This is a genomic window from Nocardia sp. NPDC004604 (genome assembly GCF_040609795.1).
Classification (GTDB): domain Bacteria; phylum Actinomycetota; class Actinomycetes; order Mycobacteriales; family Mycobacteriaceae; genus Nocardia.
In genome coordinates, this window is the sequence record NZ_JBEXLC010000015.1 from 69,564 (window position 1) to 84,679 (window position 15,116).

General features: G+C 67.3%; 3 protein-coding genes. All 3 read right to left on the bottom strand.

Annotation, left to right across the window (positions count from 1 at the left end; genetic code table 11):
- Window positions 1–20: 20 nt before the first annotated feature.
- Window positions 21–13,436, bottom strand: coding sequence for an amino acid adenylation domain-containing protein (locus tag ABZW16_RS08445; protein WP_354953596.1), 13,416 nt, complete (start codon window positions 13,434–13,436; stop codon window positions 21–23).
- Between the two features lie 57 nt (window positions 13,437–13,493).
- Entirely contained in the window at window positions 13,494–13,898 is a 405-nt protein-coding gene (locus ABZW16_RS08450; RefSeq protein WP_354953598.1) for a DUF6875 domain-containing protein, read from the bottom strand.
- Window positions 13,899–14,324: 426 nt separating this feature from the next.
- Window positions 14,325–15,116 (bottom strand): acyl-CoA dehydrogenase family protein (locus ABZW16_RS08455; protein ID WP_354953600.1); only part of this gene is annotated, 792 nt, incomplete at its 5' end.

Consider the following 15,116-nt stretch of genomic DNA (forward strand, 5'->3'; position numbering starts at 1 on the left):
TTGCGGGTCGCTCGAAAAGATCAGCGTAGATAGTCGGCGAGGATCGGGCCGATCACTGCGAGAGCTTCGGAGCCGGTGAGCTTGTTGTGCTCCTGGCCGACCTGGTGGTCGACGATGGTTCCGGTGACGTAGGGGCGCCAGGTTTCCGCATTCGGGACGACGCCCGGTCGGCCGTTGATGCCGCTGAAGAAGATCAGGTCACCGTCGAAGACCTGCGGATGGTAGTCGGCGCCTTCCCGGATCAGCTGCTGGTAGTCGTAGTAGAGGTGTTCGAGATCCGCCGGGGTCAGGTCCGCGAAGGTGCCGCCGGCGGCGCGCAGCAGTTCGGCGGCGCGGTCGGCGAGCGCGGCGTCGGTATCACCGGTGCCCAGCAGTACGGGATCGATGCCGCCGAATTCGGCGAGCAGTGCCTGCGGTGGCGGCATCTCGACGGCGCTCTCCGGTTCCACATCGGCACGACCGTCCATGATGACCAGGGCCGATACCTCGGCGCCTCGACGTTGGAGTGCAACGGCGACGGCGTGCGCGATCGGGCCGCCCGCGGAATAGCCGAGCACGCGGTAGGGGCCCGCGGGCTGGGTCAGCAGGATCTGGTCGACGTATCCGGCGGCGCGTTCGGTGAGGGTGATATCGGGTTGGACGCCCTCGGCCAGGGCCGGAGACTGTAGGCCGTAGATCGGGTGGTCGCCATCGAGGTATCGCACCAAACCGGCGTAGCACCAAGCCAATCCGATCGCGGGGTGGACGCAGAACAGGCCGGGACCCGTGCCCGCCGCACGCAGTGGCAGCACGGTGCGCAGTGCCGGATCGACCCCTGGCTGCGCACCGTCGGTTATGCGCTGCGCGAGGACGGCGGGGGTCGGTTCGCCGAACATCCACTGCACCGGCATAGTGAAGCCACTGCGCTCGCGGATTTCGGTGACGAGCCGGATGGCGACCATGGAAGTGCCGCCGAGTTCGAAGAAGTTGTCGTCCAATCCGATTCGATCCGCGCCGAGCACGGCTTCGAAGGCCTCGACCACGAGATGTTCGGTGCTGGTGACCGGGGGACGATACAGCAGGTCGGTACGCCGCATGGTCGTCGGCGGAGCCTGGTGCACGACTGTGCCCGGCGGTGCGGTGACATCGAGGTCGCCGATGACCACGGACGGGTCCGCGGTCACCTCCTCGAGTACCTGAACGAATTTGCGCGCCAAGGTCTGCGCGGTGGTCTCCTCGAACAGGTCGCGGGCGAAGGTCAGCGCTCCGGTGATCCCGGCGGGTGCGCCATCGGCGTCGAACTCCTCGGACAGCATCCACTCCAGGTCGTATTTGGCTCCGACCGCGGCCAGCGACATCGGGGCGATCTCCAGGCCGGGCAGGCGAACCGGTTCGCGATCGAAGTTCTGGAACGCAAGGATCACCTGGAACAGCGGCGAATGCGCGGTCGACCTGGCCGGTGCGAGCACCTCGATCAGCCGCTCGAACGGCAGATCGGCATTGCCGAAGGCGTCCAGATCAGCGTCTTTGGTTGTGGCGAGTACGGTTTCGAAGGTCGCGTCCGGTTCGACCCGGGTGCGCAGCACCAGGTTATTGACGAACATGCCTACCAGATCATCGAGTTCACCGTCGCCGCGCCCGGCGGTGACCGAACCGATCGCCACATCCGCCGCATCGGACAGCCTGGCGAGCAATACGGCGAGGGCGGCATGCGCCACCATGAATACGCTCGCGCCGTGCCAGCGTGCGGTCTCCCGAATCCGTTGCTGCACAGCGATATCGATATCGAACTCGACCATGCCAGCACGGTGGCTGGCCACCGCGGGGCGCGGATGGTCGGTGGGCAGCGCCGATACTTCCGGCAGTCCGTCCAGCGCGCCGCGCCAGTACTCCAACTGCCGGTACGCCGCGCTGTCGGGATCATCATCGGCACCGAGCAATTCGTACTGCCACAGTGCGTAATCGGCGTACTGCAGGGGCAATGGTGCCCATTGCGGTGCGCCACCGGCCCGCCGCGCGGCGTAGGCCAGCAACACATCGCGGGTCAGCGGCGCCAATGACCAACCGTCCGCGGCGATGTGGTGCATGACGACGGTGAGGATCCAGCGCTGCGGCTCGAGGCGCAGCAGCCAGACGCGCACCGGCATTTCGCGGGTCAGATCGAAACCCTGGGCGGCGGCGCGGATGGTCAGCTCCACCGCGCTCTGGGTGCCGATATCGGCTAACACCACCGGTACCACGGCTTTCGCCGCCGGGAGGATGTCCTGATAGGGGTCGCCCACCGCATCCACCGGATAGGCAGTGCGCAGCGATTCGTGCCGGTCCACCACATCCGCAATGGCCGCCCGGAGCGCGTCCAGTTCGAGCTCACCCTTGACCTCGACCGCGATCGGCACATTTTGGGCGGCCGAGCACGGGTCGTAGCGATTGAGGAACCACATGCGCCGCTGCGCCGCCGACAGTGGGGTGTGCCGGGGTCGCTTGCGCGGTCCGGGCCGCGGGCCAGGTGGGGCGGCCCCGGCCCGGATCGCCTCGGCGAGATCGGCGACAGTGGGAGCATCGAAGACGGCGCGAACCGGAATCCGGGCATCGAGTGCGGCACCGAGCCGGGCGACAATGCGGGTGGCGATCAACGAATTGCCGCCAAGGGCGAAGAAATTGTCATCGAGGCCGATGCGCCCGACTCCGAGCAATTCGCCGAAGGTCTCGGCAACCACTCGTTCGGTAGGCGTCTCGGGGGCGCGGTATCGACCGCTGCGCAGGTCTGGTGCGGGCAGCGCCCTGTGGTCGAGCTTTCCGCTCGCGGTGCGCGGCAGCTCGGGCAGCGCGATGACGACCGCGGGCACCATATACGACGGAAGACGCTGTGCCACAGTGCTCTTGATGATGTCGGGAGTGAATTCACCATCCGGCACCGGGACGATATAGCCGACGAGCAGTTCGCCGACCGCTGGATCGTGGTGCACGCACACCGCCGCTCGAGCCACCGCCGGGTCGGTGAGCAGCGCCGATTCGATCTCACCGAGTTCGATGCGCAGACCGCGCAGCTTCACCTGCAGATCCGAGCGGCCGAGGTAGTCCAGGTCGCGGCCGCGCCAGCGCACCAGATCGCCGGTGCGGTACATCCGCTCCCCCGGCTGGCCGTACGGATCGGCGACGAATCGTGTCGCGGTCTGGCCGCCGTGCCCGTGATAGCCGCGGGCCAGTGCGATGCCCGCCAGGTACAGCTCGCCGGCAACGCCTTCGGGCACCGGGTGCAGCCGGTCGTCGAGCACCAGCGCGGTCATACCCGCGATGGGGCCGCCGATGGTGACCTCCGCGCCCGTGCGCAGCGGGTCGCTGCCGGTCGCCCAGATGGTCGTCTCGGTGGGACCGTAATCATTGAAGTGCAGGCGATCCGGCGCGCTCCAGCGCGCGGCCAGTTCGGGCGGGCATCGTTCGCCGCCGGTAATGATCACGCGTAGTTCGTCGCATCCGGTCGGGCCGATCGAGGCGAGCGCCGACGGTGTCAGGGCGATATGCGAAATGCGTTCACGCACCAGTAGTTCCGCGAGTTCCTGGCCGCCGAAGGCGGTAGGTCCCGCGATGACCAGGGTCGCTGCCGCGCCGACGGCGATCAGGAGTTCCAGGACCGCGGCGTCGAAACTCGGGGAGGCGACGTGCAGGACGCGCGAGGCGCTGGTGGTGCCGTTGCGGTCACGCTGTGTCACCGCGAGGTTGGCGAGTCCGGTGTGGGTGACGACGACACCCTTGGGTCGGCCGGTCGAGCCGGAGGTGAACAGGACATAGGCCGGGTGCGCTGGATATATCCGTCGCGGTTCGATCGGCGAATCCGATGTGGTGGTGAGCGATTCGATGACCTCGGGGTCATCGAGGGTCAGCCACCTGACAGCACGGGGCAGACGCTGCCCGATCGCGCTGCTGGTGATGCCGAGTGCTACACCCGAATCCGCGATGATCTGTTCGATCCGCTCGGCCGGGTAGCCGGGATCGACGGGTACGAAGGCCGCCCCGGTTTTGGCGACCGCCCAGACCGCGAGCACCGATTCGAGTGAGCGGCGCAGTGCCACCGCGACCAATGCCTCGGAGCACGCGCCCGCCCCGATCAGCGCTCTGGCCAGCCGATTCGAGTGCGCATCGAGTTCGGCATAGGTCAGCGTCGCGGTGCCGTCGACCACCGCGACGCCCGCCGGATTCGCGGCGACCGCATCCGCGAGCAGGTCGGCGAGAACGCGCGGTGCCTGCGCGGTCCTGGTCCGTCGCGCCAGCAGATCTCGGCGCTCGGCGGGTGCGAGCAATTCGATATCACCGACGGGTACCGCGGGATCGGCCACCACCGTGTGCAGCACCCGCAGCCAGCGCTCGGCCAGCTGCCCGACGGTGGCGCGGTCGAAGAGATCGGTGGCATAGGCGATCCGGATCCCCAGTCCGGACGAATCGGTCTCCGCCACCGTGATGCTCAGATCGAATCGGATGCTGCGCTGATCGAGTTCCAGTGCCTCGCCGCGCAGATCGGGCAGTGCGAGTTCGACCGGGGCGAGGTTCTGGTACACCAGCATGGTCTGGATCAAGGGGTGCCTGGCCGCCGAGCGGGTGGGTTCGAGCAGTTCGACGAGCCGCTCGAAGGACACATCGGCGTGGGCGAGCGCGTCGAGGTCGATGCGTCGTACTCGACCGAGTAGCTCGGTGAATGGTTCCGCGGCAGGTATTTCGGTCCGCAGCACCAGGGTATTGACGAACATGCCGACCACATCGTCGAGTTCGGCGGCGCCGCGCCCGGCGACAGGGGTGCCGATGGCGATATCGGGGGTGCCGCTCAGTCGCGCGAACAAGACTGCGAGTGCGCTGTGCAGCACCTGGAATCGGGTGCATTGGTTCGCGCTGGCGAGCGCGTCGAGCCCGGCGGTGAGTCCGGCACCGAATTCGCGGTAGATCGTGGCTGCCCGCAGTGATGCGGTTGCCGGGCGGGGGCGGTCGGCGGGCAGCGGCAATTGGTCGGGAAGTCCGTCGAGTGTGTCGGTCCAGTATCGGATCTGCTGTGCCAGTGGCGATTCCGGATCCTGCTCGGAACCGAGGTGCTCGTGCTGCCAGAGGGTGTAGTCGGCATACTGCACCGGAAGCGGGGTCCAGTCGGGTGCCGCGCCATTGCGCCGGGCGGCGTAGGCCGTCATGACATCGCGGGCCAGTGGGCCCATCGATAAGCCGTCGGCACTGATGTGGTGGATCACCACCACCAGTACCTGGTTATCCGGCGTGAGCTGGAACAGCCGGACGCGCAGCGGCACCGCGGCGGTCACATCGAATCCCGCACTGACACATGCCATGATCGCGCCGGGCAGTTCCTTATCCGCGACAGCGATCGGAACCAGCTCCGGCACAGCGGAATCCGTTGGCACGATGACCTGATATCCGACACCGTCGCGGGCCGGATACCTGGTCCGCAGTGATTCGTGCCGTTCCAGCACGTCACGCATGGCGGCTTCGAGGGCTGCCGGATCCACCCGGCCGGTGAGCCGCAGCGCGATCGGTACGTTGTAGGCGCCGGAATCCGGATCGTATCGGTTGACGAACCACATCCGCTGCTGCGCGGGTGACAGCGGAATCCGCGGTGGCCGTTGCCCACGGCGCAGACCGGTGGTGTCCATCGCGACGGTGTCGCCGAGTGCCGCGGCGAGCGCCCGTACCGTCGGTTCTTCGAAGATCATGCCGACCGGCACCGAGGTCGCCAGGGCCGAGCCGAGCCGGGCCGCGACCCTGGTCGCCGATAGCGAATCGCCGCCGAGTGCGAAGAAGTCATCGGCCGAGCCGACCCGTTCGCGGCCGAGCACCGCGCCGAAGATATCGGCGACAATGTGCTCCCGGCCGACCGGCTCGACGTAATCGGCCACCGCCGGTTCGAGTTCGGGCAGGGCGCGCTGGTCGACCTTGCCGTTCGCGGTCAGCGGGAGCTCCCTCAGCACGGTGATCGTCGCGGGCACGAGGTATCTCGGCAGACGGTGCGACAGGTACTCGCGCAATTGTGCCGCCGTCAGGACGGCATCCCCGGTCGGCACCACATAGGTGGCCAGCACCTGATCTCCGGCCGGGCCTCGGCGCGGTATCGTGATCGCTGTCTCGACCCCGTGGCACTTGCGCAGCACGGCGTCGACCTCACCCGGCTCGACTCGGATGCCGTGCACTTTCAGCTGGGAGTCATTGCGCCCCAGGTACTCCAGTCGCCGTCGGGAGCTGCGACGGACCAGATCGCCGGTGCGGTACATCCGCTCGCCCGCCGTGCCGAACGGGTTCGCCACGAACCGCCGCGCCGACAGCCCTGGCTGTCCGACATAGCACCGAGCCAGTCCGGGCCCCATTACATACAGTTCACCCGTCGCACCGAGCGGGACCGGCCGCAACCACGAATCCAGTACGGCCAGACCGGTTCCCGGCAGTGGTGCGCCGAGATCCACCGGCTCGTCCGGACATAACGGTCCGGTGCAGGTCGCCGCCACTGTCGTTTCCGCCGGACCATACGAGTTCAGCACTATCCGGCCGTTGCCGAGGCGCGCGGGCAGGTCGGGCGGGCACGGCTCGCCACCGATGACGAGCACCCGCACCCCGGCCATCGCGGTGGCGGGCACCGTGGCCAGCACTGCGGGCGGTATGAATACGTGAGTGGCGGCGGATTCGATGATCACCGCGGACAGTTCGGCACCGATACTCGCCGCTGGCGGCGCGATGACCAGGGTCGCTCCGCAGTAGAAGGTCGACAGCCACACCATGATGGCGGCATCGAAACTCGGGTTCATACAGTGCAGTACGCGGTCACCGGACCGGGCTCCGATGTGCGCGGCGGTACCGGCCACCAACCCACTCAGCCCGGCATGGGTGACCACCACGCCCTTCGGCGCTCCGGTCGAGCCGGAGGTGTACACGATGTAGGCCGGATGCCCTGCACGCAATGGCCGGCGCGCCAGCGGAGTTGCCGTGCGGGCCGCGACGGCCGGATCGTCGAGCAGCAGCCACGACAGCGAATCGGGCAGCCGATCCCGCACCGCCGATACGGTCAGCCCGCATAGCGCGCCGCAGTCGGCGGCGATATCCGCGAGGCGCTGTGCGGGCTGTGTCGAATCGACCGGTACGAATGCCGCGCCCGTCTTCGCAATGGCCCAGACCGCGATCATGCATTCGGGTGAGCGTGGCACCGCGAGCAGCACAGCGGTTTCCGGTTTCGCACCGGCATCGATCAGGACCCTGGCCAATCGATTCGACTGCTCGTCGAGTTCACGGTAGATCAATTCCGTTGTGCCATAACGTATCGCGACCCGATCCGGCCGGATTCCGCCCGCCAGGATATCGGGGAGCAGCAGCAGTGGCTGCGGACGCGCACGCAGCACATCGCCGGGCTCGGCTCCGCTCATCCCGATGACCAGCTGGTTCGGATCCGCCCCCATGCGCGCGAATATCCGGGTCAGCCGATCCGCCAGCCGGTTGGTCTGGGCGGCATCGAAATACCGCGCCGAACTGTTCAGCACCAGACGCAGACGGTCCCTGCCGTGCGCCGCCAGCGACAGCGGATAGTGCGTGCCGTCATACGCGCGGAACCCGCTGATCCGTAGTGCGGCCCGCTGCGCGGCTGTCATGAGTGCCGCCGCATCCACCGGATAGGACTCGAAGACGAGCGCGGTATCGAACAGCTGGCCGATCCCGACCGCCGCCTGAATATCGGTGAGCCCCACCGTGTGCTGCTCGAGCAGTGCCGCCTGCTCGCGGTGCACGCGGGCCAGCAGGCCCGCGACCGACTCGTCGGGGGCGAGGGTGATCCGGACCGGAATGGTGTTCACCAGCATGCCGACAATGCGTTCGGCCCCGGCTAGACCGGGCGGACGTCCGGACACGGTCGCTCCGAAAACGATGTCGTGCTCACCCGTCAACTCCGCCAGCAGTAACGCCCACCCGACCTGCACGACCGTATTGAGCGTCACGCCATAGTCAGCGGTAATACGGTGGAGCGCGGACACATTCGATGCGGTCAACGCAACGTCGATTTTGTGCGTGGATTTCGGCGCCGAGTCGATGGCGGACCGCCCGACGGTGACCAGGGTCGGTCCCGCCAGACCGTCCAGCGCATCGGCCCATGCGGCGCGGGCGGCGGCATCGTCTCGGGCCGTGAGCCATTCCAAGTAATGGCGATAGGAGACCATCGGCGCGAATGCCGAACTATCGCCGTCTGTTTCGTACAGCGCGAGCAGTTCGCCGAACAGCAGCGGCATCGACCAGCCGTCGAGGATCAGATGGTGATTCGTGATCACCAACCGGACGTCATCCTCGCCGCACCGGACGCACAGCATGCGTAGCAGCGGTGGCCGATCCGGGACAAAGGGTGTCGCCAGTTCCGTGTCGGCGAGTCGGTCGAAGTCCGCCGGAGCCGCCTCGACATAGGTCCAGGGCATGGTTGCCTGCGCCAGTACGAGCTGAACCGGCGCATCGTCCCCGGCCAGGAATGCGGTGCGCAATACCTGGTGCCGCCGCACCAGCGCGTCGGCGGCCCGCGCCAGGCGCGCGGCATCCACCGGACCCTCGAACTGGATCACCGTCTGCACCGAGTACCCGTCGGTGCGACCGGCAGCCAGCTGCACGTGGAACAGCAGTCCCTGCTGCAGCGGTGCCAGCGGCCACACATCCTCGAATGCCGGGTACCGCGACTCCCATTCCTCGATCCGCTGTTGTGTGGCGGATACCAGCGGCAGATCCGACGGGGTGAATCCACCCACATCCGGTGCGCGCAGCAGGTCCGCGAGCGCGGTCAGCTCCGATATCCATTGCCGTGCGATCACATCCACTTCGGCACCATCCAGCACCGCAGGCAGGAACTGCCAAACCGCCTGCAGGACCGGCCCATCGGCGGTCTCGACAGTCACGGCATCGATCGTGACCGCACCGGCCGCGGGCAGTTCCTGATCCCCGCTGCCCAGAGCCTCGACAATCGAATCCGGCAGCCACGGCGTCCCCGTACCGAGGGCAGCCACCTGACCGAGATAGTTGAACCCGAACTGCGGCCACTTCCCTGACAACTGTTCCCGCCCGACCGGATTCAGATACCGCAACAGCCCGAATCCGATACCGCCACGCGGCACCGCACGCAGTTGCTCTTTGACCGCCTTCAATGTCGCAACGGGCCCACCCGCCGCCGCGACGTGCAACCGCAGCGGGAACTGACCGGTGAACCAACCCACCGTCCGCGAAAGATCCGCCCCCGGCACCAACCCCTCATCCCGCCCGAGCCGCTCAACGCCCACCAACACCGGCCCTTGGTCCCCGCGCCACCGCGTCACCGCGGTCGCCAGGGCGCTCAATAACGCCTCCTCCACCCCACACCGGAACGCCACCGGCAGCCGCTCGACGAGTGTCCTGCTCACCTCGACCGACAGCCGCACTTCGGTCCGCTCGCGCCTGCCGGGCAGCTCGGCATCGACCCGACCGGGCAGCACAACCGGGTCGCCGTCGCGAGCATCGCATCGCCGCGCCCCGACGGCCGCATCACCGCGCCCGCTCGGCACCGCAGTGTCCAGCTCGCGGCGCTCGGACAGCGCAGCATCGTCTCTGCCCGGCGAGGCACCACGCCCATCGCCCGCAACGCGTGTGCGCATCGAGTCACCATGTGCCTCGGCAACACGATGACCGCGCGACATCCCGTCGGGGGAGTCGAGGCCACGACCGTGCATCGGCGGATCGGGTGTGGCGAGCACCGCCGACCAGTAGTCCAACTCGTCGACCACGGAATCGTCGGCGGCGACCACGGCCAGTGCGTGCGCCCAGGTTCGCATCGACGTGCCGACGGGTGGGAGCACCGGCTCCGCACCCGCCGCGATCTGCCCCCACGCGACGATCAGATCGGCCAGCACGATCCGCCAGGACACCGCGTCGATCACCAGATGATGCGCGACGACGACGAGGCGACCGGCCCGCCCCGGTCCGTCATCCAGCCACACCAGGGCCAGCATTACCCCGTGCGCCGGATCGAGACGATCCGTGGCTTCCGCGATCACCTGTGCGACGCCGACCCGCCCCGACGCACCGACCAGCAGGGTGTCGGCATCGACCGCACCGATCGGACGGACCTCGAGCTCGCCGTTGACGAGGATGGCGCGCAGCATGTCGTGCCGATCGAGCACGGCCTGCACGGTGCGCACCAGCGAAGTTCGCTCGATGCCGACCGGCAGGGTAAGGACCATTGTTTGGGCGAAGCGACGGATGTCGGTCGGCTGTTCGAGCAGCCAGGAGACGATCGGCGTGCGGGGTACCCGGCCGATGCCCGCGCCGGGTACTTCGTGCAGCACCGGACGGGTCTCGGACCGGGTCGTGACGAATCCGGCCAGTTCGGCGGGGGTCGGATGCTCGAAAACATCGCGTGGCGTGCAGATCAGGCCCGCGGCGCGAGCACGGGACACCAGTTGGATCGCCATGATCGAATCGCCGCCGAGGGCGAAGAACGACGATTCCGCGTCGACCGCGGACGTGCCGAGGATCTCCGTGAACATCGTGCACAGCGTGCGTTCGGTTGCCGTACCTGCCGCGCGCACCGGGGCGGTATCGGCCGGTTCGGGTTCCGGCAGGGCGCGGCGGTCGATCTTGCCATTGCCGGTCAGCGGTAGCGCGTCCAATACCGTGATCGATCCAGGCACCAGATGTCCCGGCAGCCGGTGTGCGCAGTACTCGCGCACCGCCGAAATATCCAGGCGCACCGGGTTTTCCCGGTGCACAACCGGAACCACATACGATGCCAATATCGATCCGCCCGCGTCGGTGCGCCGCAATACCGTCACCGCGATCTCGACCCCGGGATGGGCGTCCAGCACGGCGTCCACTTCACCCGGCTCGACTCGCATGCCGCGCAGCTTCACCTGGAAGTCCGTGCGGCCCAGGTATTCCAGCACCGAATCCGCGCGCTCGGACGCCCCGTTGCCGCTCGGATCGATCGGCCGACCGGCCTGCCAGCGGACCAGATCACCGGTCCGGTACATCCGAGTTCCGGCCGGTCCGAAGGGATCGGCCACGAACCGCTCCGCGGTCATTGCCGCACGCCCTGCATAGCCCCTGGCCAGCGCGGACCCCGCGATATACAGCTCACCGGCGACTCCGATCGGCACCGGGCGCAACCAGCGGTCCAGCACCAGCAATCCGGCCCCGGGCACCGGCCGACCCAAGCCGGATGGGCGCGCCAGCGTCAACGGCTCGGTGAAGGTCACCGCGACCGTGGCCTCGGTCGGCCCATAGGAATTCCGCAGCGTCCGCCCGACTCCGAACCGCGCCACCAACTCCGGCGGGCAGATATCACCGCCGGAAGACAGCGATCGCACCCCGTCCAACGAACCAGCGGGCAGGGTCGCCAATACCGCTGGCGTCGAATACATCTGCGTCACGCCGAAGTCGCGGACCAGCCGCGCCAGCTCACCTCCGGCCGTGTGATCCCCCTCCGCCACCACAAGTGTCGCACCGACCGAGAAGGCGCCGAGCAACTCCAGCAGCGAGGCGTCGAAACTCGGATTCAGACAATGCAGGACCCGCGACCCCGGTCCGGCCCCGGACGAATCAGCAGCTGCGGCAACAAGTCCCGTCAACCCGGTATGGGTGACCACAACCCCCTTCGGCACGCCGGTCGACCCCGAAGTGAATACCACGTAGGCGGCCTGCTCTGCCCGCACGGCTCGGGCATGCCCGGGTTGCGCGGACTCGGCAATATTCGAGTCATCGAGCACCAGCCAAGTCACCTCGTCGGGCAACTCGGAAACCAGCGCCGACATGGTAATTCCCAGCCGCGCACCGCATTCCGCCGCCATCTGCGACACCCGCGCACGCGGATTCCCGGCACCGATCGGCACGAACGCCGCACCCGATCGCGCCACCCCCCAGAGCGCCAGCACCGATTCCATCGATCGAGGCAGCGCGACCAACACCGGCACCTCCGCACCGGCACCGAGCCCGATCAGCCTGCCCGCCAGCCGATTCGACAGTAGATCGAGTTCGCCATAGGACAGCGTCCGATCGCCACAGACCACCGCGGCCGCATCGGATCCCGCGGCGCGCAGTCCCGCCGCCAGCACCTCGGGCAACGTCCGCGCCGCCAGAGCCCGCGGCCCGCACACCGCACCGTTCAGGTATCGCTCGTCGTCGAGGAAGTAGTCGAGATCGCGAACCGGCGTATCCGGTGCGGCCACGAGCATCGATTCGAACAGCCCGATGAACCGATGATGGTGCCGGGCCAGCGAATCCGCGTCGTACAGTTCCGGATTGGCGGTGAAATCGACGTGGATCGGGCTGTGCGCGCCGTGCTGGTACAGGTTGACGAACAGGTCCTCGATCGGGCCCGAGGTCAGCACGTGCAGGGTGGTTCGGACACCGGTGAAATCGACCTCGGTCGGGAACACCATGATGTTGAAAACCGGTCCGACGAATCCCCGCCCGGGTACGACATCATCGGAATCGCCCGTACCGTTCCGGATCTCCTCGTGCCGATACCGCTGGTGCCGCAGCGCCCCCGATAGCTCGAGCCGCACCGACCCGACGATATCGGCGACCGTGCTGCGATCGGTGACCTCGATCCGCAACGGCACCACATTGGCCAGCATGCCGCCCGAACGCCGCAGCATCGCGGTGGTCCGACCGGAGACCGGCAGGCTCAGCACCACATCCCGCTGACCGGTCGTGCGCGCGTAGTACACCGCCAGCGCCGCCATGGCCAGTGCGGGCGATCCGACGCCGAAACGTGCTGCCGCGGTATCGATCCGGTGGGTCGTCAGCTCCGAAAGCTCGATCCGATGCTGACGCCCGAGCGCATGCGCTGGCGCCACCGCGTCCACCAGACTGCACCGCCGCGGCATACCAGCCATTCGCTCGGACCAGTACGCGGCATCGGCCGCGAACCGCGTCGAGGTGCGATAGCTCATCTCGGATTCGTGCACCTCGCGCAGGCTCGACGCCGTCGCGGGCGGCGGCTCGACACCCGCCAGCTCCGAGTTGTACAGCTGCGCAATGCGATACAGTCCGCTCATCGAGCCGAAGCCGTCCGTAACGATGTGATGTACCCGCGTGTACCACAGCACCCGGTCGGCACCGACCCGCAGCAGCGTCGATACCCCGAGCCGATCGCCGAGCAGATCGATCGGCGCGACCACATCGGCGCGCATCCAGCGCAGCGCCTCGGCATCCGGATCGGCTGCGGACCGGAAGTCCAGATACCCGACCTCGGTCTCGATCCGGTGGTCGACGACCTGATAGGGCCGACCATCCAGCTCGATCAACCGCAGCACACCGGATTCGAACTCGCGCGCGGCCCGACAGCCCGCCCGGATCAGCAGCTCGATATCGAGCGGCCCGCACATCTCGATGTACTGCGCCTCGTAGAGCGGTACATCGGGATCCAGCTGCTGGGCGTACCACATGCCCAGCTGCGCTGGTGAGAGCGGGAAAACCTGCATCCTGGGAGCCCTGGCCTTGGCGGGCGACCAGCCGTGCGCCATGACGAACCGCCCGGATCAGTCGCTTCGATGCGGTCCGGCGGGCACCGGTTTTCCGTTGGTGCGGGCGAGCGCTTCGATCTCTACCTCCTCCGGTTCGAGCGGATACGCCTCGACATCCGCGGTCGGCCCCGCGGTCAGCCTCGGCTCCATCGCATCGGAAGGCACCAGCCGAACGAATGACGGCCACGGATGCGCGCCGGGTATCCGGCCGGCGCGCATCAGGTCTCGGCGCATGGACGGTGCGACATATCGACAGACCGCCCCATCGCGACCCAACTCCTGGTTATCGGCCGTCAAATGGTCCTCGGCCCACATTCGGACCATACCCAGCGCGCTTCTCGCGAATGGACATGACATTTCGGTCATGGACAGCGGGACCCAATTCATCCCCGACCGCGGCCCAATTACGATCTTGATCATGACCCCACCTCGCATTGTTTACGAAATAGAGTATCCCCCAATGATAGCTAGTTAAATAGGTAACGAAGCGCCCGAATTCCTTGGGCAACTTTTACACAAAGTAGGGTGCAAGAAAGCGTAACGATTCGCCGATCAGATCCGACATAACTACGAAGACCGTGCTCAGCGCATCGCAGGCCAGCGTATGAGGCTGCGCCAATTTCCAGTGAATTCCGGCCGAATCGGCCCGTGACCTATTTCGCAACTCTTTATCCGCGATGCCATGTATCGAATCGCTGCTGCTGTGGACACGAACAAACAACCGAACGGCTTCGAAATTATTTAGACGCAAGACCGTGCCCCAAAATATTGGGGGTTTCGAGGGCATAAAAAAGACCGGGTGTTCCATATTCGGAAGAATTCGGAACACCCGGTCGGATTGAGCCGTCAGCCCCGCAGCAGCGCGCGCGACATGACGACGCGCTGGATCTGGTTGGTGCCCTCGTAGATCTGGGTGATCTTCGCGTCGCGCATCATCCGCTCCACCGGGAAGTCGGTGGTGTAGCCCGCGCCGCCGAAGAGCTGCACGGCATTGGTGGTGACCTCCATGGCCACATCCGAGGCGAAGCACTTGGCAGCGGCGGAGATGAAGCCGAGGTTCTTCTCGCCACGCTCGGCACGGGCGGCCGAGGTGTAGACCATGAGGCGGGCGGCCTCGATCTTCATCGCCATATCGGCGAGCATGAACTGGGTGTTCTGGAAGTCGGCGATCGCGGTGCCGAACTGCTTGCGGTCCTTGGTGTACGCGATCGCGGCGTCCAGCGCGCCCTGCGCGATGCCGACGGCCTGCGCGCCGATGGTCGGGCGGGTGTGATCGAGGGTCTGCAGCGCGGTCTTGAAACCGGTGCCCGGCGCGCCGACGATCCGATCACCCGGCACCCGGCAGTTCTCGAAATACAGTTCGGCAGTCGGCGATCCCTTGATGCCGAGCTTGTGCTCGAGCGGGCCGACCACGAAGCCCTCGTCGTCCTTGTGCACCAGGAACGCCGAAATGCCGTTGGCACCCTTGTCCGCGTCGGTCACCGCCATCACGGTGTACCAGGAGGACTTGCCGCCGTTGGTGATCCAGCACTTGGAGCCGTTGATGACCCAGTCGTCGCCGTCCTGCTTGGCGCGGGTGCGCATGCTGGCGGCATCGGAGCCCGCCTCACGCTCGGACAGCGCGTAGGAGGCCATCTC

Coding starts and splice junctions, on each gene's coding strand:
- ABZW16_RS08450 (WP_354953598.1), bottom strand. CDS start 13,898: ATGATCAAGATCGTAATTGGGCCGCGGTCGGGGATGAATTGGGTCCCG.
- ABZW16_RS08445 (WP_354953596.1), bottom strand. CDS start 13,436: ATGCAGGTTTTCCCGCTCTCACCAGCGCAGCTGGGCATGTGGTACGCC.